The sequence below is a fragment of the Curtobacterium sp. 179-B 9B NHS genome, from assembly GCF_045370965.1.
Classification (GTDB): domain Bacteria; phylum Actinomycetota; class Actinomycetes; order Actinomycetales; family Microbacteriaceae; genus Curtobacterium.
The window spans coordinates 343,484-363,549 of the sequence record NZ_JBIQDQ010000002.1; the positions used below are offsets into that span (position 1 = coordinate 343,484).

A 20,066-nucleotide genomic window follows, 5' to 3' on the forward strand; every position below is an offset into this window, starting at 1 on the left:
GTGCCGGACGGCACCGCGCCTCCCGTCCGTCGTGTCCCCGGCGCGGGATCAGAGCACCCCGATCGCGGTCGCTCGCCAGCGCCCCTGCCGCAGCTCGAGCCGGAGCGCGACGGCACGCGCGTGGCTGCGCGTGTGCACCACCACGGCTGCCTCCGCGACGCCGGGCGCCGGCTCGCAGACCCGGACGCTCCCGACCTGGAGGATCGGGCGGGCGCGGGACCGTCTCCCGATCGACCGCGCTCGAGCGCCGAGGGCGGCACGCTGCAGCAGGTGCCGCTGCACGTCCTCGGTGATCCAGCGCGCGATGCTGTCGACCTCGCGCCCACCGGTCAGGACCTCGACGACGCACAGCCCGAGTGCCCGCGCCGTGTCGGCGACGTCCGGTGTCGCCGTCGTGGTCGTGGTCCCGGACGACGTCCCGGTCTCGGCGCCGTCCGCGACGTCGGGGTGGTCCCTGCCCGCCGCCACGAGCTCCCGGTGCTCGGACTCGCTCCTCGGTGTCGTCCCGGTCACCGGGGCGAGCGTCCGCGGTACCGGTCCGCTCTGGTCGTCCGCCGTGATCGGACGCGCTTCTCCTGCCGCCATGTCCCCTCCGGTCCCGAGCGTACGGACGAATGGCGCATGTGAAATACCGACGTCATCGTGCTTGTGGAGGGGCGTCGTTCTCCACAGACGGGCGCACCTAGACTTGCCGGGTGTCGACCCTCAGTGATCTCGTCCTCGCGCAAGGCCGGTCCTCGGAAGCGGACGTGGAGTGGCTCCACCTGCTCGTGGGGGACTGGCAGCTCCTCGCCGACCTCTCCTTCGCGGACATGGTGCTGTGGGTGCCGACGGCCGTGGACGGCTCGTTCATGGCCGTGGCGCACGCGCGTCCGAGCTCGGCGGCGACCCTGTTCTACCGCGACATCGTCGGGCAGGAGATGCGTGAGGAGTGGCGCGACCAGGTCACCCAGTGCTTCGCGAGTGCCACGGTCGTCGACTCGGCCGAGCCGGACTGGTACGAGGACACGCCGACCCGGGTGCGTGCGATCCCCGTGCTCCGCCGGCTGACGACGAACAGCACCGAGACGACCGACCGTCCGATCGCGGTGGTCACCCGGCACTCGAACCAGGACGAGATGCGGACGCCGAGCCGCCAGGAGCTGAACTTCACCGCGAGCGCGAACGACCTGTTCGGCATGATCGCGACCGGTGACTTCCCGGACCTCGGGGCGCCGGCTGGTCCGCGCCGTGGTGCGCCCCGCGCGAGCGACGGTCTGCTCCGCCTCGACACGAACGGCACCGTGACCTTCGCGAGCCCGAACGGCCTGAGCGCGTTCAACCGCATGGGCTTCGAGGGGGAGCTCGAGCGGAAGTCCCTCGCCGAGGTGACCACCGAGCTCATCGGCTCGAAGCTCGACGTGGACGAGTCCCTCCCGCTCGTCGTGACCGGTCGTGCGCCGTGGCGCGCCGACGTCGAGGCGAAGGGCGTGACGGTGTCACTCCGGTCGATCCCGCTGCGTGACCACGGGGAGCGCATCGGCGCCATCGTGCTCTGCCGCGACGTCACCGAGCTGCGGCACCAGGAGCGTGAGCTCATCACCAAGGACGCGACGATCCGTGAGATCCACCACCGGGTGAAGAACAACCTGCAGACGGTCGCGTCGCTGCTGCGGATCCAGGCCCGACGGACCCACTCCGACGAGGCCCGCACGTCACTGCAGAACGCGATGCGCCGTGTCGCCGCGATCGCCGTCGTGCACGACACCCTGTCGACCGGTCTCAGCCAGAACGTCGACTTCGACGAGGTGTTCGACTCGGTGCTCAAGCTCGTGACCGAGGTCGCCGCGTCGCACAACACCACCGTCCGCCCGAAGAAGACCGGCGAGTTCGGCGTGCTGCCCTCCGAGGCCGCGACGCCTCTCGCGCTCGGGCTCACCGAGCTCGTCACGAACGCCGTGGAGCACGGGCTCGACGGGCGCGACGGCGAGGTCGAGATCGTCGCGAACCGCGCCGACGACCACCTCGACATCGAGGTCCGTGACAACGGTGTGGGCCTGCCCGAGGGCAAGGTCGGCTCGGGTCTCGGCACGCAGATCGTCCGCACGCTCATCCAGGGCGAGCTCGGCGGCACGATCGACTGGCACACGCTCACCGGCAGCGGGACCGAGGTCACGATCACGATCCCGTTCCGCTGGCTGACGGCCGCCGGCGCCGCCTAGGCCGACGCGTCGCGGGCGTGTTCGTGTGGCGTCCGTTGCCCGTGCACAACCGGAAGCACCTCGCGCCGCGGGTATCCGTGGTGCGAGGTGCTTCCGGTTGTGCGGCCGTCCCACGGCAACGGCGGGCGACGGCGGTCGTCCTGCGGGCGACCCCGGGCGGCACCGCACGCCTGCGACGCCCGCGCGCACGACGACGCCCGTCGCTCCCGGGGGAGCGACGGGCGTCGTGGTGTCAGGAGCGCTGCGTCAGGAGGCGCGGCGGGCGCGGGCAGCGCGGCGCTTCAGCGCACGACGCTCGTCCTCGCTCAGGCCGCCCCAGACACCGGAGTCCTGGTTGTTCTCGAGGGCGTACTGCAGGCACATCTCGGTCACGGTGCACCGCGCGCACACCGACTTCGCCTTCTCGATCTGGTCGACGGCCGGTCCGGTGTTCCCAACGGGGAAGAAGAGCTCGGGGTCCGCGGTGAGGCAGGCTGCCTGGTCACGCCAGTCCATGTGTGGTGCTCCTTGATGTCGATGCTCGAACGGCAGGCCGGGGCCGCGGCTCGGGGATCGGAACGCTGGCATGCACAGGGCACGAGGGGAACCTGTGGGGGAGGCTTCCGCTGGGAGCGAGTCTGACGCCCGCTGGACGCTCGGGGGAGAAGCGTCGAACCGCGGGAGACGCACACCACATCGTGCCGTCCAAACGACCTCGAATATCGTTCCATACTGGGATGACCAAATCAAGGGTCCCGATGCTGGAGGCTTGCTGTGCCCGACACCACCCCGACCGCTCCGGACCACGTCCCGGGCCGCCCGCCGGCCGTCACGACCCTGCTCGTCGTGGTGGGGCTCGAGGCCCTCGCGCTCGTCGTCACGACCGTCGTGCTGCTCGTGGAGTCGATCGTCGCCCCGTCGTCGAGCATCGCCTCGGCCGTCGCGCTCACCCTGCTCTGCGCGGTCGCCGCGCTGTGGCTGGTCTCGCTGGTCGTCGGGCTGCGCAACCGTCGGGCGTGGGTCCGCGCCGGCATCCTCGTGTGGCAGGTGATGCAGGGCGCCCTGGCCATCGGTGCGTTCCAGGGCGTGTTCCGGGTCGCCTGGGTCGGCTGGGCCCTCCTGATCCCCGCGCTGCTCGGGCTCACCCTGGTGCTCTCGCGTGCCGTGACGGGGTGGCTCGTCCCACGCGACGCTCGCGACGAGTAGCCGCGACCCCGGGACGGACGAGAGCGCGCCCCGCTCAACGGGACGTGCCGACGCACGGGAGGCGCGCTGCCAGCTGGCAGCGCGCCTCCCGTCCGTGACGCCGCCGGGTCTCAGACCAGGCCGAGCTTCTTCCGCAGGCTCGCCACGTGCCCGGTCGCCTTCACGTTGTAGAGCGGCAGCTGCACGACGCCGTCCTCGCCGACGACGATCGTCGACCGGATCGTGCCGGTGACGATCTTCCCGTAGTTGTTCTTCTCGCCCCACGCGGCGTACGCCCGGTGCACCGCCAGGTCCGGGTCGCTGAGGAGCGGGAAGGTCAGCGCCTGCTCGTGCTGGAAGGTCTTGAGCTTCGCGGGCTCGTCCTTCGAGATGCCCAGGACCTCGTAGCCGGCTGCCTGGAGCGACGACATGTTGTCGCGGAAGTCGCAGGCCTCGGTCGTGCACCCGGGGGTCGACGCCGCCGGGTAGAAGTACACGATCACCTTGCGACCCCGCAGGTCCGCGAGGCTGTGCTGCGCGCCGTCCTGGTCCGGGAGGGTGAAGTCGGGGGCGGTGTCGCCGGCTGCGAGACGGTCGGTCATGGTGCTCCTGTTCGGTCGCGGCGCCCGAGTGGTCGTGGGCACGCGAAAGTCATGCTAATGTTGTTTCCCGTTGCAGCACGGAAGTGCGAGAGCGACAGACAACTGAACACCATGCGCCTCTAGCTCAATTGGCAGAGCAACTGACTCTTAATCAGTGGGTTCTCGGTTCAAGTCCGAGGGGGCGCACCGCAAGGCCCGGTCGGATCACTCCGACCGGGCCTTCTTCGTTCCCCGGGACGGTCCGGTCGGCGGCCCCGGAGGGCGACACGCGCGGACTGCAGTCGGGGCGCAGATCCGCGACCAGGATCTCGGACGTGCTCTCGAGTCCGCCCCGGGGCGGCCTCAGGTGGTCGGGAGGTCGACCACGCGCGTCCCGCCGACGAGGGGTGCGAGGGCACCGCCCGTCGCCGCCGCGAGCTCGGCGCCCAGGACGTCGAGCGCGTCCTCGGGGACCCAGAGCGTGAACCCGACGGTGCTGCCGTAGGTCGGTGGGTCGAAGGTCGCTCCGTGCTGCTGCACCCACTGCCGCAGCACGTTGTCGATGCGGCCGGCGTCCGCGTGGGGCGCGGTGACGTCGACGCGGGTCAGCTCGACGCGCTGCAGCGTCGTGGCGCGGTCCAGCGTCTCGGACACCGAGGTCGAGTACGCGCGGACGAGTCCGCCCGCACCGAGCTTCACCCCACCGAAGTACCGGGTCACGACGGCGACCACGTCGGTCAGGTCGCGGCGACGCAGGACCTCGAGCATGGGGACCCCGGCGGTCCCGGACGGCTCCCCGTCGTCGGAGGACCGTGCCTGGTCGCCGAGCACCCCCGTGACCATCGCGGAGCAGTTGTGCCGGGCGTCGCAGTACCGGCGGCGGACCTCGGCGACGGCGCGCTCCGCGTCCTCGACCCCGCTGACGGGGACGACCGTGGTGACGAACCGCGACCTCGTGACGACGATCTCGTGCTCGACGGTGCCGGCGATGGTCGACGGGAAGTGGCGGGGCACGTGCTCGAGGGTAGCCGCGCGCCGTCGGCGGCCCGCGCTACCATGGCGTGCACAGCCGACGACTGGGGAGGGGTCCGATCGACATGACGACCGTGGATCCCAGGGGCGGCGCGCTCGACGCTGCCGAGCTCGCTCGTCGACTCAACCTGTTGCTCGACTTCGAGGAGTCGCAGCGCGGCGCTCCCGTGCCCTTCGCGGCGATCGAGGAGTACGTCGCGGCGCAGGGCGGTTCGCTCTCCCGCGCCAAGTGGACGTACATGCTCTCCGGCGACGGCCGACGCAACCGGGACACCGACCTCCTGCGCCTGCTCGCCGGGTTCTTCGAGGTCGACGAACGCTTCCTGCTCGAGGACAGTGCGGTGCCCGAACGGATCGGCGCCCAGATCGCGCTCGTCCGTGCGCTGCGGTCGGCACGGGTGAGCGGCTTCGCCGCGCGGACGTTCCCGGGGGAGCTCTCACCCGAGGCCCTGCGGCGCATCGCCCAGGTGCTCGAGGAGGAGTCGGCACGAGGGGGTGTGGCGTGACGGACCCCTCGGTCGAGGCCTTCTGGGCCCGCGGGGCAGCCGAGGGCTGGTCGGACATCGACCAGGCCGTCGCCGCTGCCGCCGACCACGTCGGCAAGCCGGTCGTCGTGCGCGAGGAGTCGTTCCTCAGCGCCGAGCCGGTCTGCGGGTTCGTGGCGACGCTCGAGCACCAGCACCTCGTGATGATCTCCCCGACGAACTCGGCGACGTTCCGGTCGTTCGTCATCGGCCACGAGCTCGGGCACGTGCTGCACCGGCACTCGGAGCACGCGGCACAGTCGGCCTACGTGCGCGACGTGATCCCGGACGTCCCCGAGTACAAGGTGGAGCGAGCACTCGCGCGCGGGCTGTTCTCGAACACCTACGAGCACGAGGCCGAGCTCTTCGCCGACCGCCTCGCCGCCCTCATCCGGTCGAACCGAGGTCGTCCGAGCGCCTTCCGCGGGGTCTTCGGGTGATCGTCTCCGTCACGATGGCGGTGGTCCTCGTCGTCGGGACGGTGGTGCTGTTCCGACTGCAGCGGGGGCAGGACCGGACGCTCGCGGTGACGTTCCTGCTGTTCACCGCGACGATCGTCACGAACGTCGATCCGCTGTACCGCTGGCTCGACCCGCTCGTCGGTGGCCGCAACGTCGTCACGGTCGTCAGCGACTGCCTGATGATCGCCGGGACGAGCACGCTCCTCTGGGGCGTCGCGAAGGCCGTCGGCGCAGCGTGGCGGTGGCTGCGGACCGCCATCATCGTCGCGTTCGTGGTCGTCGTGGTGGTGGTCGTGGCGGCGTTCCTCGCGCTCGACCAGCCGCCGACCACGACGACGTTCATGCTCGTCGCGGGGCACCAGCCCGCCGCGGCCGTCTACTCGATCGCGCAGACGACCTACCTCGGCACCGCGGTCGGCGCCACCGGTGTGATCTGCATCATGCGCCTGCGGGAGGCCCGGACGGCGGCGGACCTCGTCGGGCTGTGGGTGATCGTGCTCGGCGGGGTCCTCGGTGTCGTGCGGATGGTCGTCGTCGCCGTGATGGACGTCGCACACGTGGTCGGTCGCCTCGACGTCACCCGCGCGCTCACCCCGCCGTACGACGTCACGACGCCCGGCGCGGTGCTCTGCATGGCCTCGGGGATGCTGCTGCTGGTCATCGGCCACCAGCTCTCCCGTCGACGCCGTGCGCGCCGCCTGGACGCCGCCCTGGCCGCCCTCGAGCCGCTGCACGCCCGCATCGGTACCGACAACGCCTACCCGGCGACCGAGGACACCGCGACGCGGCTCAGCCGGACCATCGTGGAGATCAACGACGGTGCCCGCCGCTCGCGCCGACCGCTGGACGCCGACGAGCGCATCGTGCTCGCCGAGGCGGAGTCCGCGCTCGACGAAGCGCTCGCGCCTGCTCGCGACTCCGTCTGAGTCCTGCTCGTCTGCATCGGTCGGATCACGTTCCCGAGCAGCGCTCGACGTTGCCGCGTGCTTCCGTGTAGGGTCTGTAGCACGTGCTACACGGCGGGGTCCCTCGTCGTCGGCACGCCGGGGAGGTCTCGGCCGCGTTGGGGGCGGCCGAGCACCCCCGGGCTCACGCTCCGGTCACGAGCCGGGATCGCGTCGCTGTCTAGACTCGTCGGGTGACCGTCTTCGCCGCCATCGTCCTGTTCCTCGCCGCCGTGTTCAACCTCGTGACCTGGCCGCGCTTCTTCCAGCGGGTCGCGAAGGACAGCCGGGCGCGCGACGCGGCCGGCAAGCCGACGACGTTCTACACGGTGCACCTGGTGCTGCTGCTCATCGCCTTCGCGATCGCCCTCGCCGCCGTGGTCGCGGGGATCCTGCTGCTGGTCTGACGCGGTCCGAGTGGCCACCTGACGGACGGGAGGCGCGGTGCCGGCTGGTACCGCGCCTCCCGTCCGTCCGTGGTCACCATGCGCTCGTGAGCCGCCGCCGTCCCGCCGAGCCGCCGCTGTGCCGGCGAGACGCCGCCGTCCCGGCGAGACGCCGCCGTGCCGGCGAGACGCCGCCGTGCCGGCGAGACGCCGCTGTATCCGGCGGCGTCTCGCGGCGCCTGCGGTGTCTCGCACGAACGCAGGCGTCTCGAACTGATGCAAGCGTCTCGCACTGATGCCGGCGTCTCGCGCCGACGCCGGCGTCTCGCGCGCGGCGAGCGACCCGGACGGCTCAGGAAGCCGGCGGCAGCGGCGCCCCGAGCGTCCGCTCGAGCCCGAGCCGCGCCACCCGCTCGTCGCCGGTGTCGAGCAGCACGCGGAACGTCTCGTCCTCGCACACGAACTCCACGCACACCGCGTCGAAGTCGCACGGCTCGATGCGCCACCCGGTGACCTGGTCAGTCGGCACCTGCGTCAGTGCGTCGCGCTCGAAGCTCGTCTCCGCGCGGACGGTGTCGTCGTAGACCCGGATCCGCCCGAAGGTGCCGCGCCAGGTGAGCTGGAGGTCGAGCGTGGGGGAGACAGAAGGGTCCGGCACGCGCCGATCGTACCGGCGCGCACCGGACCCTGTCCGGGAGGCGCGATCAGCCGCGGGAGCTGCCCGACCCGTCCTGTCCGTCGCGGCGGACCTGGTTGGCGGGGTCGCGGACACCGATCGGGAACGGCCCGGTCACACCCTCGCGGAGCGCGGCGATGCGGAGGATGCGGTCGCGCTGCAGGAACCAGCCGACGATCAGCAGCGGGATGATGACCACGAGCGAGGCGATCGTGTACGTGCCGACGGGGTAGTCGATCGCCATGAGCACGACCACCGACGCCAGGAACGCGAGCGTCAACCACGAGGTGACCGGGGCGCCGGGCAGCTTGAACGACGGCTCCTTCGCGAGCCCCTGCTTCGCCCACTGCCGCAGCTTCATCTGGCAGAGGATGATCGTGCCCCACGCGGTGATGATGCCGAGGCTCGCGACGTTCAGCGCGATCTCGAACGCCTGCGCCGGCACGAAGTAGTTGAGGGCGACGCCCGCGACGGTGAACGCCGCGGTGAGCAGGATGCCGGCGTACGGCACACCGCCCTTCGACATCTTCGTGGTCCACTTCGGCGCGGAGCCGTTCATGCCCATCGAGTGCAGCGCGCGGCCGGTGGAGTACAGCCCCGCGTTCAGCGACGAGAGCGCTGCGGTGAGCACCACGAAGTTCATGATCGACCCGGCGACGACGCCGACCTGCGGGTTGCCGAGCGACGAGAAGAACGTCACGAAGGGGCTCTGCCCGTCCTTGTACGACGTGTACGGCAGGAGGAGGGAGAGCAGGACGACCGACCCGACGTAGAAGACCGCGATGCGGAAGACGACGGAGTTGATGGCGCGGGGGATGACCTTCTCGGTGTCCTGGGTCTCGCCGGACGCGGTGCCGACGAGCTCGATGGCGGCGTAGGCGAACACGACGCCCTGGACGACGAGCACCGCCGGCAGCACACCGTTCGGGATGAGTCCGCCGTTGTCGGCCCAGATCGAGAAGCCCGTGCGGACCGCCTCGCCGCCGGTCTCCACCGGGAAGGCGAAGATCAGCCAGACGAGGGCGATCACGAGGAACGCGACGAGTGCGGCGACCTTGATGAGCGCGAACCAGAACTCGAGCTCGCCGAACACCTTGACGGCGACCATGTTGGCGGCGAGCACGACGACGAGGGCGATGAGCGCGAGGAGCCACTGCGGTGCCGCGGTGAACGCACTCCAGTAGTGGAGGTACAGCGCGACGGCGGTCGTGTCCACGATCGAGGTCATCGCCCAGTTCAGGAAGTACATCCACCCGGCTGCGTAGGCGAACTTCTCGCCGTAGAACTCGCGGGCGTAGGAGATGAACGACCCGGAGGACGGGCGGTGCAGGACGAGCTCGCCCAGCGCGCGCAGGATGAAGAACGCGAAGACGCCGGCGATCAGGTAGGTGACCGCCAGCGCGGGGCCGGCGGTGTTCAGGCGTCCACCCGCGCCGAGGAAGAGCCCGGTGCCGATGGCCCCACCGATCGCGATCATCTGCAGTTGCCGGGGCTTCAGACCGTGCTGGTAGCCCTCCTGCTCGTGCGAGAAGTCGTTCGCGGGCTTCGCAACACCCGTGTCGTTCTGCGCTGTCATGCGCGCCAACCTACATGCGTGGACGGCCCGGGGTGGAACGGGAGCCCACCCTGAACGACACCACAGGTGTGCCGACGCTGAACGCCCACCGACGCCGGTCCGACAGCATGGACGGATGGACACCCTCCTCCGACTCCTCGTCGCGATCGGGATCGCCCTGCTCGTGACGGCCGCCGCAGCGCTCGTCCTGCACCTCGTGCTCCGGACCATCGCCCGCCGGGAACGCTGGGCCGCGGTCCTGTCCCGGCGCACCAAGCACCCCGCGCGGTCGATCCTGCTCATCGCGCTGCTCTGGACGGCCTTCACGACGAGCATCCCGCACGACGAGGACACCTACCCGTGGCGCGACGAGGTCTCGCACGCCTTCCTCATCGCCACCATCGCCGTCGGCTGCTGGCTGGCGTGCCAGATCGCCATCTTCCTCGAGGACCTCGGCCTGCACCGCTACCGCGTCGACGTCCCCGACAACCGGGTGGCACGGCGCATCCGCACCCAGGTCCTCATCATCCGCCGACTCACGGTCGCCGTGCTCGTCATCATCGCGGTCGGCGCGATCCTGCTGACCTTCCCCGGGGTCGAGGCCGCGGGCGCGAGCGTCCTGGCCTCGGCCGGACTCATCTCCGTCGTCGCGGGTCTCGCGGCGCAGTCCACCCTCGGCAACGTGTTCGCCGGCATGCAGCTCGCGTTCTCCGGGTCGATCCGCGTCGACGACGTCGTCGTGGTCGAGCAGCAGTGGGGGCGCATCGAGGAGATCACCCTGACCTACGTCGTCGTGCACCTGTGGGACGACCGCCGGTTCGTGCTCCCGTCGACCTACTTCACGTCCACGCCGTTCGAGAACTGGACCCGCACCGGCAGCGAGCTGCTGGGCGCGGTCGAGTTCGACCTCGACTGGCGGATCAGTCCGACCGAGATGCGCGGGGAGCTCGACCGCATCCTGTCGACCTCGACGATCTGGGACGGTCGGACCAAGGTGCTCCAGGTCACCGACGCGGTGAGCGGGCTCGTGCGGGTCCGCATCCTGGTGTCCGCTCCGGACGCCGGCGGCCTGTTCGACCTGCGCTGCTACGTCCGCGAGGAGATGGTCGAGTGGGTGCAGCGCGAGCACCCCGACGCCCTGCCCCGTCAGCGGGTGCAGGTCACGCAGGGCACCGAGCGCGTCGGCGAGCGCCGCGCCCGCACCGAGGAGCAGGACGCTGCGCTCTTCCGCGAGGGCGACGAGCGCACCGCGCTGTTCACCGGTCCGATCCAGACGTCCGACATCCGCCCGGACGAGGTCCCGCCCGAGCGCTGACCGCACGCGCTGACAGCCTGCGCCGACCGCACGGGCGCCCGCAGGTCGCGACGCCACGGGACGACGGACGGGAGGCGCGGTACCGGTGGGTACCGCGCCTCCCGTCCGTCGTCCGGTCACCGTCGTGACCACGACGTGCGTCCTAGCGCTGGCGCGCCTTGACGGCTCGGTCGTCCTCGACGACCGTGCCGAGCGCGACGATCGTCGTCGCGAGCCACGCGATCCACGTGAGGGCCAGGCGCCAGTCGCGCGGCCCCTGCCGGGTGGTCTGCACGACGCTGTAGCCGCTGATGATCGAACTCCACACCGCACCGCTGAACATGAACTTCCGCACGGGTTCCTCCTCCTGGTCGTCCCCGCCACGCTACCGGCCGCTACATTGGAGCGCCGCCGGTCGCCCTGCCGGTCCGCAGAGCGAGGAGACACCGTGCGCCAGGCCGTCATCGGGGGAGTGCTGCTCGTCGTGGGCGCCGTCTGCGTCGCGCTCGGGCTGCTGCCCCTCTCGGACCTCGGCGCGCTGGCCGACCGGGTCGTCCCGGTGCTCGCGTTCGTGCTCGGGCTGACGATCGTGTCGGAGCTCGCGGCCGACGCCGGTGTCTTCGACCGGCTCGCCGACCTGGCGGCCCGGGTCGGCGGCGGGCGCACGATCGGCCTCTGGGCGGCCGTCGTCGTGCTCGCGGTGGTCTGCACGGTCTTCCTGAGCATCGACACCACGGCGGTGCTCCTCACCCCGATCGTCATCACGCTCGCGCGTCGCGTCGGGCTGCCGCCGATGCCCTTCGCGCTCACGACCGTGTGGCTCGCCAACACGGCGTCGCTCCTGCTGCCGGTGTCGAACCTGACGAACCTGCTCGCCGTCGACGGGATCGGCCTCGACGGCCCGATCCCGTTCGCCGGCCTCATGGTGTGGGCGGCGCTCGCCGGGGTCGTCGTGCCGTGCGCGGTGCTCCTCGTGGTGTTCCGCGGGAAGCTCTTCGGCCGGTACACGCCGGTCGACGTGCGACGGCCGCGCGACCCGCTGTTCTTCTGGGCGGCCTCGGTGGTGCTCGTCCTGCTCGTGGTCGCGCTGACCGCCGGCGTGACGGTCTGGGTCGCGGCGCTCGTCGCGGCGGCGCTGCTCGTCGTCGTCGCCGCGTTCCGCGCACCGTCCGAGCTCCGGCCGTCCCGCGTCCCCTGGGCGACGCTCGTCTTCGCGGCCGGGCTGTTCGTCGTCGTCGAGACCCTGCACGCCACGGGGCTCACCGACCCGATCGTGCAGGCGCTGTCCGGCGGCACCGACACCGGGTCGCTCCTGCTGCTCGGCGGTGCCGGCGGGGTCGCGGCGAACGCCATCGACAACCTGCCCGCGTACCTGGTGCTCGAGCCGGCCGCCGGACACGAGGCGCTGCGCTACGCGGCGCTCCTGGTCGGCGTGAACGCGGGGTGCCTCATCACGCCGTGGGCCTCGCTCGCGACGCTGCTGTGGCACGCACGGCTGTCGGCCGAGGGCGTGCACCTGTCGTGGGGACGCTACATGGCGCTGGGGTGCGTTGTCGCGCCGCTCACCGTCGTCGCCGGTGTGCTCGCGCTGCAGCTCTGAGGCGGCCGGCTACAGCCAGTCCTTGCTCTTGAACACGCGGTAGAGCACGAGCGACGTCGCGACGATCAGCGACACCGACGCGGCCAACCCGCTCCAGTGCCCCTCCCCGGGGAACGTCACGTTCTGCCCGAAGAACCCGGTGATGGCGGTCGGGATCGCGATGATCGCCGCCCAGCTCGTCACCTTCTTCATCACGGTGTTCTGCCGGTTCGACGCCAGGTTCAGGTTCGTGTCGAGGACGCTCGACACCGCGTCGCGGAGCTGCTCGACCGAGTCCGCGATCGTCACGAGGTGGTCCTCGACGTCACGGAGGTACGGGCGGATGCCGTCGGCGATCGTCTCGGCGTCGCCGTGCAGCAGGGACCCGACGCTGTCGCGCGTGGGCACGACCTGCCGCCGGAGCACGCCGAGCGCCTTCCGCAGCCGGAAGGACCGGCGCTGGACCTGCTGCTCGCGCGGGTCCCCGTGCTCGAACAGGTCGTCCTCGAGGTCGTCGATGCGTGCCTCGATGTCCTCGACGGCCTTCGTGGCGTGGTCGACGACGGCGTCGAGGAGTCCCCAGACGAGCCAGGGCACCCCGCGGTCGGCCAGGTCGGCGTTCGCCTCCAGCCGCCGTTCGACGGCGCCGAGGTCGACGTCGGGGCCGTGGATGGTCACGAGCGCCCGGTGCGTGACGAAGGCCTTCACCTCGTGCGTGACGAGCTCGCCCTCGGCGTCGAGGCCGTCGACGTCGTAGACGACCAGGAACAGGCTGTCCCGGTAGCGGTCGAGCTTCGGCCGCTGCCCGTGCTCGAGGGCGTCCTCGACCGCGAGCGCGTGCACCCCGAGCTCGTCCTCGAGCTGGTCCAGGTCACCGGGGTCCGGGTCGACGTGGTCCACCCACACGAAGGTGCCGTCGTCGCGCTCCAGCAGGTCCGACACCCGTTCGACGGGGAAGTCCCGCTCCACCGCGGTGCCGTCCCGCCACGCCCGTGTCATGACCATGGCGACGAGCCTAGTGACGGCGCACCGAGAGCCGGCCGCCCCTCCGCTGGTACCGTCGGCCTCGATCCCGGCGCACCGGCCGGAGGGAACGGAGACACCAGCACCCCATGGCAGCAGACACCGACCCGGACCGCTACGCCTTCGTCGTCGCCTCGAACCGCCTCCCGGTGGACCGCGTCGTCGACGAGGACGGCAACGAGGGGTGGCGGCACTCGCCCGGCGGGCTGGTGACGGCGCTCGAACCGGTCATGCGCGCCAACGACGGCGCCTGGGTCGGGTGGGTCGGCCAGCCGGACGTCGAGGTCGCACCGTTCGACAACGAGGGCATCCACATCGTGCCGGTGCCGCTCAGCGCCGCCGACGTCGAGGAGTACTACGAGGGGTTCAGCAACGACACGCTGTGGCCGCTCTACCACGACGTCATCGAGCACCCGAGCTACCACCGCGACTGGTGGATCGCGTACCGACGCGTCAACGAGCGCTTCGCCGACCAGATCGCCGAGATCGTCGAGCAGGACGGCATCGTGTGGGTGCAGGACTACCAGCTGCAGCTCCTGCCGGCGCTGCTGCGGGAGCGCCGCCCCGACCTGACGATCGGCTTCTTCAACCACATCCCGTTCCCGCCGGTCGGCATCTACGCGCAGCTGCCCTGGCGCGCGCAGATCCTCGACGGGCTGCTCGGTGCCGACGTGATCGGCTTCCAGCGCCAGGACGACGCGAGCGACTTCCTCCGCGCGGTCCGGCACATCAAGGGCTACACCACCAAGGGGTCGACCATCGACGTCCCCGTGGACGACCCGGCGGCCCCGCGGAGCCGCAAGGGCATCACCGTGCGGCACGTCGAGGCACGGCACTTCCCGATCTCCATCGATGCCGAGAGCTTCGAGGAGATCGCCCACCGGCCCGAGGTGCAGGAGCGCGCGCGGGAGATCCGCGAGAGCCTCGGCAACCCGAAGACCGTGCTGCTCGGCGTCGACCGGCTCGACTACACGAAGGGCATCCGGCACCGGATCAAGGCGTTCGGCGAGCTCGTCGAGGACGGCCGGATCGCGGTCGAGGACGCCACCCTCGTGCAGGTCGCGAGCCCGAGCCGCGAGCGGGTCGACACCTACGCGACGCTGCGTGACGAGATCGAGCTCACCGTCGGCCGCATCAACGGCGACCTCGGGGTCATCGGCCACCAGCCGATCGCGTACCTGCACCACGGGTACCCGCGCGAGGAGATGGTGGCGCTCTACCTGGCCGCCGACATCATGCTCGTCACGGCCCTGCGCGACGGCATGAACCTGGTCGCGAAGGAGTACGTGGCCGCCCGGTTCGACAACGACGGCGTGCTCATCCTGTCCGAGTTCGCGGGTGCCGCCGACGAGCTCAAGCAGGCCGTCATCGTCAACCCGCACGACATCGGCGCGCTGAAGGACTCGATCCAGCGCGCCATCGAGATGCCCCGCCGCGAGCGCTCCACGCGCATGCGCGCGCTCCGCAAGCGCGTCCGCGACAACGACGTGGCCCGGTGGTCCCGCTCGTTCCTCGAGGCGCTCGACCGGCACGCCCCGCGCGGGTCGCGGATCGACCCGTCCGACGACGGCGGCGAGCGGCACCGCGAGGCGGAGGACGACGGGATGTCGATCTTCGACCAGGACGCGCAGAAGGCGCGTGCCGCCGAGGACACCCGGGAGGCACGGGGTGCCTGAGGTCTCCACCGACCCGGCCGTCCTGGCGGCGGCCCTCGAGACGCTCGCGGCTGCGCCGCGACTGCTCGTCGCCCTCGACTTCGACGGCACGCTCGCACCCTTCGCCGACGACCCCGCACGGGTCGGGGCGCTCCCCGGCTCCTGGGCCGCGGTGCTCACCCTGCAGCGCGCCCGCGACACCGAGGTCGTGCTCGTCTCCGGGCGTCCGCTCGAGGGGCTCGCCCGGGTGTCGCACGCACCCGACGGCATGGCGCTCGTCGGGTCGCACGGTGTCGAGTGGCGCGTGGACGGCCACGACGAGGCCGCGCTGAGCGACGACGAGCTCGCGCGGGTCGAACGGGTCGGCGCTGCCCTCGACGAGGTCGGTGCACGGTTCCCCGACGTCGTGATCGAGCACAAGCCGGCAGGCCACGGCGTGCACACCCGGCGGGCGAGCGTCGAGGACGCGGCCGCGGCGAACGCGGCGGCGCACGAGGCGGCGCACGCAGCAGACCCGGACGTGCTGGAGCGCGGCGGCAAGGACATCGTCGAGTTCGCCGTCCGGCACGTCACGAAGGGCGACGCGATCGATCGACTGCGCGGGCTCCGCGGCGCCGACGCGGTGTTCTTCGCCGGCGACGACGTCACCGACGAGGACGCCTTCCGGGTGCTCCGCGACGGCGACGTCGGCGTGAAGGTGGGGGAGGGCGACACGCTCGCCGCCCACCGCGTGGCCGACCCTGCGGCGCTCACCGACGTCCTGAAGCAGCTCGGACGCCTGCGCGCGACGCGCTGACGACCCGGCCCCGCGCCTCCCGTCCGCGCAACGGTGTCCGGGTGGTATCCCAACTGGTCCTAGACTGCCTCCATGCCTGACATCGACGTGAAGCCGCGCAGCCGGGTCGTCACCGACGGGATCGAAGCGACCACCTCGCGTGGCATGCTCCGCGCCGTCGGCATGGGCGACGCCGACTGGGACAAGCCGCAGATCGGGATCGCCTCGTCCTGGAACGAGATCACCCCCTGCAACCTCTCGCTCGACCGCCTCGCCCAGGGCGCGAAGGAGGGCGTGCACTCCGGCGGCGGGTACCCGCTGCAGTTCGGCACCATCTCCGTCTCCGACGGCATCTCGATGGGCCACGAGGGCATGCACTTCTCGCTCGTCTCCCGCGAGGTCATCGCCGACAGCGTCGAGACGGTCGTCAACGCCGAGCGCCTCGACGGCACCGTGCTGCTCGCCGGCTGCGACAAGTCGCTCCCCGGCATGCTCATGGCCGCCGCGCGTCTGGACCTCGCGAGCGTCTTCCTCTACGCGGGTTCGGTCATGCCGGGCTACGTGAAGCAGGCCGACGGCTCCTTCAAGGAGGTCACGATCATCGACTCCTTCGAGGGCGTCGGTGCGTGCAAGGCCGGCACCATGACCGAGGCCGAGCTCAAGGAGATCGAGTGCGCGATCGTCCCGGGCGAGGGCGCCTGCGGCGGGATGTACACCGCGAACACGATGGCGAGCGTGGCCGAGGCCCTCGGCATGTCGCTGCCCGGGTCCGCGGCCCCGCCGAGCGCCGACCGTCGCCGTGACTACTACGCCCATCGCTCCGGCGAGGCGGTCGTCAACATGCTGCGCCTCGGGCTCACCGCCCGCCAGATCCTGACGAAGGAGGCGTTCGAGAACGCCATCGCCGTCGCGATGGCGCTGGGAGGCTCGACCAACGTCGTGCTGCACCTGCTCGCGATCGCGCACGAGGCCGAGGTCGAGCTGAGCCTCGACGACTTCAACCGCATCGGCTCGAAGGTGCCGCACCTGGCGGACATGAAGCCGTTCGGCAAGTACGTCATGGTCGACGTCGACCGCAACGGCGGCATCCCGGTGATCATGAAGGCGCTGCTCGAGGCCGGTCTGCTGCACGGCGACGTCATGACCGTCACCGGCAAGACCCTCGCCGAGAACCTGGCCGAGATCGACCCGCCGGAGCTCGACGGCGAGGTCTTCCGGAAGCTCGACAACCCGATCCACACCACCGGTGGCCTGACGATCCTCAAGGGCTCGTTCGCGCCCGAGGGTGCCGTCGTGAAGACCGCCGGCTTCGACGCCGCCGTGTTCGAGGGCCCGGCGCGGGTGTTCGACCGCGAGCGCGCCGCCATGGACGCCCTGACCGAGGGACGGATCCAGAAGGGCGACGTGGTGGTCATCCGCTACGAGGGCCCGAAGGGCGGCCCCGGCATGCGCGAGATGCTCGCCATCACCGCTGCCATCAAGGGCGCGGGCCTGGGCAAGGATGTACTACTGTTGACGGACGGACGATTCTCAGGCGGCACAACCGGCCTGTGCATCGGCCACATCGCACCGGAAGCCGTGGACGCAGGTCCAGTGGCATTCGTGCGCGATGGCGACCGCATCCGTGTCGACATCGCGGCTCGCTCGCTCGACCTACTGGTCGACGACGCCGAGCTGGAGGCCCGCCGAGAAGGCTGGGCCCCGCTGCCCCCGCGCTACACCCGCGGAGTCCTCGCGAAGTTCGCGAAGCTCGTCCAGTCCGCCGCCAAGGGCGCGGTCACGGGCTAGCGTCGACACGTTCGAACCGCCATCCCTCCAGGCAAGGACCACCTCATGCCCACGGAAGCCACTCCGCTGTCCGCGGCCGCCGGTACGCGGCGGTCGCCCGAGATCCTGACCGGCTCGGGAGCCGTCCTGCGGACGCTCGAGCACCTCGGGATCACCGACGTCTTCGGCCTGCCCGGCGGCGCGATCATCCCGTTCTACGACGAGCTCATGGCGTCGACGACCATCCGCCACGTCCTCGTGCGCCACGAGCAGGGTGCCGGCCACGCCGCCGAGGGGTACGCCTCCTCGTCCGGCAAGGTCGGTGTCGCCATCGCGACGTCCGGTCCCGGTGCGACGAACCTCGTCACGGCGATCGCCGACGCCTACATGGACTCGGTGCCGTTCATCGCGATCACCGGGCAGGTGTTCTCGACCCTGATGGGCACCGACGCCTTCCAGGAGGCCGACATCGTCGGCATCACGATGCCGATCACGAAGCACTCGTTCCTCGTGACCGACCCGGCCGACGTGCCGGCGACGCTGGCCGCGGCCCACCAGATCGCCACGACGGGTCGCCCGGGCCCGGTGCTCGTCGACATCACGAAGGACGCCCAGCAGAAGTCGGCGCCGTACGTCTGGCCGCCGAAGATCGACCTGCCCGGCTACCGTCCGGTCACGAAGGCGCACGGCAAGCAGATCACGGCCGCGGCCCAGCTGCTGGCCGAGGCCGAGCGTCCGGTGCTGTACGTCGGCGGCGGCGTCGTCCGCTCCGGTGCGTCGGCCGAGCTCCTGCGCTTCGCCGAGGCCACCGGTGCGCCGGTCGTCACGACCCTCATGGCCCGTGGCGCCTTCCCGGACTCGCACCAGCAGCACCTCGGCATGCCGGGCATGCACGGCACGGTGCCCGCGGTGCTCGGCCTGCAGGAGAGCGACCTCATCGTCGCCCTCGGTGCGCGCTTCGACGACCGTGTGACGGGCAAGGCTGACGAGTTCGCGCCGCACGCCAAGGTCGTGCACGTCGACATCGACCCCGCGGAGATCTCGAAGATCCGCTTCGCCGACGTGCCGATCGTCGGCGACGCCCGCGAGGTCCTCGTCGACCTCCTCGACGCCTGGGACGACGTCTCCGCCGACCGGGCGGACACGAGCGCCTGGTGGGCGAAGCTCGACCAGCTCCGGCAGGACTTCCCGCTCGGGTACGCGGAGCCGACCGACGGGCTGCTCGCGCCGCAGGCGATCATCAAGCGCATCGGTGAGCTCACCGGTCCCGAGGGCGTGTTCGCCTCCGGGGTCGGGCAGCACCAGATGTGGTCCGCGCAGTTCATCCGGTACGAGCGGCCGAACGCCTGGCTGAACTCGGGTGGCGCCGGCACCATGGGCTACTCGGTCCCCGCGGCGATGGGCGCGAAGGTCGCCCAGCCGGACCGCGTGGTCTGGGCGATCGACGGCGACGGTTGCTTCCAGATGACGAACCAGGAGCTCGCGACCTGCGTCATCAACGACATCCCGATCAAGGTCGCGGTCATCAACAACTCCTCGCTCGGCATGGTGCGGCAGTGGCAGACGCTGTTCTACGACGGCCGACACTCCTTCACCGACCTGCAGACCGGTCACGGCACGCGCCGCGTCCCGGACTTCGTGAAGCTCGCCGACGCCTACGGTGCCCTCGGCATCCGCGTCGAGAAGGCGGACGAGGTCGACGCCGCCATCCAGCTCGCCCTCGAGACGAACGACCGCCCCGTGGTGATCGACTTCGTGGTCAGCCGCGACTCGATGGTCTGGCCCATGGTCCCGCAGGGGGTCAGCAACTCGTCCATCGAGTACGCCCAGGCCCTCGCCCCGACCTGGGACGACGAGGACGCCGACATGACGGGAGAAACCGCATGAGCCACGTCCTCTCCCTCCTCGTCGAGGACAAGCCGGGTCTGCTGACGCGCGTCGCGGGGCTGTTCGCCCGGCGCGGCTTCAACATCGAGTCGCTCGCCGTGGGCGGCACCGAGGTCGAGGGCCTGTCCCGGATCACGGTCGTCGTCGACGTCGAGGACCTGCCGCTGGAGCAGGTGACGAAGCAGCTCAACAAGCTCGTCAACGTCATCAAGATCGTCGAGCTCGACTTCTCGCAGTCGGTGCAGCGCGAGCACATGCTCGTGAAGGTCCGCGTCGACAACCAGACCCGCTCGGCCGTGCTCGAGGCCGTGAACCTCTTCCGCGCGCAGGTCGTCGACGTGGCGACCGACTCGCTCATCGTCGAGGTGACCGGCGACCCGGGCAAGATCCAGGCGATCCTCCGCGTCCTCGAGCCCTACGGCGTCAAGGAACTCGCCCGCGCCGGTCTGCTCGGCATGGGCCGTGGGCCGAAGAGCATCACCGACCGCGTGCGCTGAGCACACCCCGCTTCCGGGCGGCAGGCGCGGGGCGGTCCCGCCACGCGCCTCCCGTCCGCACACCA

21 protein-coding genes and 1 tRNA gene are annotated in these 20,066 nt (G+C 71.2%); 14 read left to right on the forward strand and 8 right to left on the reverse strand.

Features of this window, described 5'->3' with window-relative positions; translation table 11 throughout:
• Nucleotides 1-48: 48 nt before the first annotated feature.
• Nucleotides 49-513: an Rv3235 family protein gene (locus ACH0A8_RS03390; protein ID WP_406906499.1), complete on the reverse strand. Its 465-nt coding sequence runs from the start codon at nucleotides 511-513 to the stop codon at nucleotides 49-51.
• Between the two features lie 182 nt (nucleotides 514-695).
• Here ACH0A8_RS03390 and ACH0A8_RS03395 point away from each other — a divergent pair, with 182 nt between their 5' ends.
• The gene (locus ACH0A8_RS03395) at nucleotides 696-2,201 is read left to right on the forward strand and encodes a sensor histidine kinase (protein ID WP_209685230.1); all 1,506 of its coding nucleotides are present in this window, start codon (nucleotides 696-698) and stop codon (nucleotides 2,199-2,201) included.
• Between the two features lie 246 nt (nucleotides 2,202-2,447).
• Here ACH0A8_RS03395 and ACH0A8_RS03400 read toward each other — a convergent pair whose 3' ends face one another.
• Nucleotides 2,448-2,696 (reverse strand): WhiB family transcriptional regulator, encoded by a 249-nt coding sequence (locus ACH0A8_RS03400; RefSeq protein ID WP_022904217.1) that lies wholly within the window; start codon nucleotides 2,694-2,696, stop codon nucleotides 2,448-2,450.
• A gap of 258 nt (nucleotides 2,697-2,954) precedes the next feature.
• On the opposite strand from ACH0A8_RS03400, the gene ACH0A8_RS03405 reads away from it, so the two are divergent.
• Entirely contained in the window at nucleotides 2,955-3,386 is a 432-nt protein-coding gene (locus ACH0A8_RS03405; RefSeq protein WP_066654959.1) for a hypothetical protein, read from the forward strand.
• 110 nt (nucleotides 3,387-3,496) lie between these two features.
• Here the strand turns inward: ACH0A8_RS03405 and bcp are convergent, their stop codons facing one another.
• Nucleotides 3,497-3,967 carry a thioredoxin-dependent thiol peroxidase gene (bcp, locus tag ACH0A8_RS03410; RefSeq protein WP_251155574.1) on the reverse strand — a complete coding sequence of 157 codons (471 nt, stop codon included), beginning with the start codon at nucleotides 3,965-3,967 and terminating at the stop codon, nucleotides 3,497-3,499.
• Between the two features lie 113 nt (nucleotides 3,968-4,080).
• On the opposite strand from bcp, the gene ACH0A8_RS03415 reads away from it, so the two are divergent.
• A tRNA-Lys gene (locus ACH0A8_RS03415) sits at nucleotides 4,081-4,153 on the forward strand.
• A gap of 156 nt (nucleotides 4,154-4,309) precedes the next feature.
• On the opposite strand, the gene ACH0A8_RS03420 is transcribed toward ACH0A8_RS03415, so the two are convergent.
• Nucleotides 4,310-4,960 (reverse strand): IMPACT family protein, encoded by a 651-nt coding sequence (locus tag ACH0A8_RS03420; RefSeq protein WP_406906502.1) that lies wholly within the window; start codon nucleotides 4,958-4,960, stop codon nucleotides 4,310-4,312.
• 83 nt (nucleotides 4,961-5,043) lie between these two features.
• Here ACH0A8_RS03420 and ACH0A8_RS03425 point away from each other — a divergent pair, with 83 nt between their 5' ends.
• From ACH0A8_RS03425 to ACH0A8_RS03440, 4 genes are all read left to right on the forward strand, one after another.
• Nucleotides 5,044-5,484, forward strand: coding sequence for a hypothetical protein (locus tag ACH0A8_RS03425; protein ID WP_066654954.1), 441 nt, complete (start codon nucleotides 5,044-5,046; stop codon nucleotides 5,482-5,484).
• On the forward strand, nucleotides 5,481-5,942 hold the full coding sequence (locus ACH0A8_RS03430) for an ImmA/IrrE family metallo-endopeptidase (protein WP_066654952.1): 462 nt from the start codon (nucleotides 5,481-5,483) through the stop codon (nucleotides 5,940-5,942). The genes ACH0A8_RS03425 and ACH0A8_RS03430 overlap by 4 nt, the downstream gene beginning before the upstream one ends.
• Nucleotides 5,939-6,889, forward strand: coding sequence for a hypothetical protein (locus ACH0A8_RS03435; protein WP_066654950.1), 951 nt, complete (start codon nucleotides 5,939-5,941; stop codon nucleotides 6,887-6,889). Before ACH0A8_RS03430 ends, ACH0A8_RS03435 begins: the two co-directional genes overlap by 4 nt.
• Nucleotides 6,890-7,101: 212 nt before the next feature.
• The gene (locus ACH0A8_RS03440) at nucleotides 7,102-7,314 is read left to right on the forward strand and encodes an SCO4848 family membrane protein (protein ID WP_066654946.1); all 213 of its coding nucleotides are present in this window, start codon (nucleotides 7,102-7,104) and stop codon (nucleotides 7,312-7,314) included.
• A 331-nt stretch (nucleotides 7,315-7,645) separates the two neighbouring features.
• Here ACH0A8_RS03440 and ACH0A8_RS03445 read toward each other — a convergent pair whose 3' ends face one another.
• Both ACH0A8_RS03445 and ACH0A8_RS03450 read right to left on the reverse strand, forming a co-directional pair.
• On the reverse strand, nucleotides 7,646-7,951 hold the full coding sequence (locus ACH0A8_RS03445) for a hypothetical protein (protein ID WP_406906505.1): 306 nt from the start codon (nucleotides 7,949-7,951) through the stop codon (nucleotides 7,646-7,648).
• 46 nt (nucleotides 7,952-7,997) lie between these two features.
• Entirely contained in the window at nucleotides 7,998-9,545 is a 1,548-nt protein-coding gene (locus tag ACH0A8_RS03450; protein ID WP_066654943.1) for an amino acid permease, read from the reverse strand.
• A 115-nt stretch (nucleotides 9,546-9,660) separates the two neighbouring features.
• On the opposite strand from ACH0A8_RS03450, the gene ACH0A8_RS03455 reads away from it, so the two are divergent.
• Nucleotides 9,661-10,839 carry a mechanosensitive ion channel family protein gene (locus ACH0A8_RS03455; protein ID WP_066654941.1) on the forward strand — a complete coding sequence of 393 codons (1,179 nt, stop codon included), beginning with the start codon at nucleotides 9,661-9,663 and terminating at the stop codon, nucleotides 10,837-10,839.
• 142 nt (nucleotides 10,840-10,981) lie between these two features.
• Here the strand turns inward: ACH0A8_RS03455 and ACH0A8_RS03460 are convergent, their stop codons facing one another.
• On the reverse strand, nucleotides 10,982-11,173 hold the full coding sequence (locus tag ACH0A8_RS03460) for a hypothetical protein (RefSeq protein WP_058728987.1): 192 nt from the start codon (nucleotides 11,171-11,173) through the stop codon (nucleotides 10,982-10,984).
• A 93-nt stretch (nucleotides 11,174-11,266) separates the two neighbouring features.
• Between ACH0A8_RS03460 and ACH0A8_RS03465 the strand changes: the two genes are divergently transcribed.
• Nucleotides 11,267-12,418 (forward strand): SLC13 family permease, encoded by a 1,152-nt coding sequence (locus ACH0A8_RS03465; RefSeq protein ID WP_066654936.1) that lies wholly within the window; start codon nucleotides 11,267-11,269, stop codon nucleotides 12,416-12,418.
• 9 nt (nucleotides 12,419-12,427) lie between these two features.
• Here the strand turns inward: ACH0A8_RS03465 and ACH0A8_RS03470 are convergent, their stop codons facing one another.
• On the reverse strand, nucleotides 12,428-13,402 hold the full coding sequence (locus tag ACH0A8_RS03470; protein WP_066654931.1) for a magnesium transporter CorA family protein: 975 nt from the start codon (nucleotides 13,400-13,402) through the stop codon (nucleotides 12,428-12,430).
• A gap of 107 nt (nucleotides 13,403-13,509) precedes the next feature.
• Here ACH0A8_RS03470 and otsA point away from each other — a divergent pair, with 107 nt between their 5' ends.
• From otsA to ilvN, 5 genes are all read left to right on the forward strand, one after another.
• A complete protein-coding gene (gene otsA / locus ACH0A8_RS03475; protein WP_066654929.1) occupies nucleotides 13,510-15,096 on the forward strand; it encodes an alpha,alpha-trehalose-phosphate synthase (UDP-forming) in 1,587 nt (528 codons plus the stop codon).
• A complete protein-coding gene (gene otsB / locus ACH0A8_RS03480) occupies nucleotides 15,089-15,871 on the forward strand; it encodes a trehalose-phosphatase (protein WP_066654927.1) in 783 nt (260 codons plus the stop codon). The genes otsA and otsB overlap by 8 nt, the downstream gene beginning before the upstream one ends.
• Before the next feature lie 72 nt (nucleotides 15,872-15,943).
• Entirely contained in the window at nucleotides 15,944-17,638 is a 1,695-nt protein-coding gene (ilvD, locus tag ACH0A8_RS03485; RefSeq protein WP_066654925.1) for a dihydroxy-acid dehydratase, read from the forward strand.
• 45 nt (nucleotides 17,639-17,683) lie between these two features.
• Nucleotides 17,684-19,504, forward strand: a complete 1,821-nt coding sequence (locus tag ACH0A8_RS03490) for an acetolactate synthase large subunit (RefSeq protein ID WP_209685235.1) — start codon at nucleotides 17,684-17,686, stop codon at nucleotides 19,502-19,504.
• Nucleotides 19,501-20,001: an acetolactate synthase small subunit gene (ilvN, locus tag ACH0A8_RS03495; RefSeq protein ID WP_066654921.1), complete on the forward strand. Its 501-nt coding sequence runs from the start codon at nucleotides 19,501-19,503 to the stop codon at nucleotides 19,999-20,001. The genes ACH0A8_RS03490 and ilvN overlap by 4 nt, the downstream gene beginning before the upstream one ends.
• Nucleotides 20,002-20,066 lie beyond the last annotated feature (65 nt).

Coding starts and splice junctions, on each gene's coding strand:
- ACH0A8_RS03400 (WP_022904217.1), bottom strand. CDS start 2,696: ATGGACTGGCGTGACCAGGCAGCCTGCCTCACCGCGGACCCCGAGCTC.
- ilvD (WP_066654925.1), top strand. CDS start 15,944: ATGCCTGACATCGACGTGAAGCCGCGCAGCCGGGTCGTCACCGACGGG.
- ACH0A8_RS03490 (WP_209685235.1), top strand. CDS start 17,684: ATGCCCACGGAAGCCACTCCGCTGTCCGCGGCCGCCGGTACGCGGCGG.
- ACH0A8_RS03425 (WP_066654954.1), top strand. CDS start 5,044: ATGACGACCGTGGATCCCAGGGGCGGCGCGCTCGACGCTGCCGAGCTC.
- ACH0A8_RS03470 (WP_066654931.1), bottom strand. CDS start 13,402: ATGGTCATGACACGGGCGTGGCGGGACGGCACCGCGGTGGAGCGGGAC.
- otsA (WP_066654929.1), top strand. CDS start 13,510: ATGGCAGCAGACACCGACCCGGACCGCTACGCCTTCGTCGTCGCCTCG.
- ACH0A8_RS03455 (WP_066654941.1), top strand. CDS start 9,661: ATGGACACCCTCCTCCGACTCCTCGTCGCGATCGGGATCGCCCTGCTC.
- ACH0A8_RS03450 (WP_066654943.1), bottom strand. CDS start 9,545: ATGACAGCGCAGAACGACACGGGTGTTGCGAAGCCCGCGAACGACTTC.
- ilvN (WP_066654921.1), top strand. CDS start 19,501: ATGAGCCACGTCCTCTCCCTCCTCGTCGAGGACAAGCCGGGTCTGCTG.
- bcp (WP_251155574.1), bottom strand. CDS start 3,967: ATGACCGACCGTCTCGCAGCCGGCGACACCGCCCCCGACTTCACCCTC.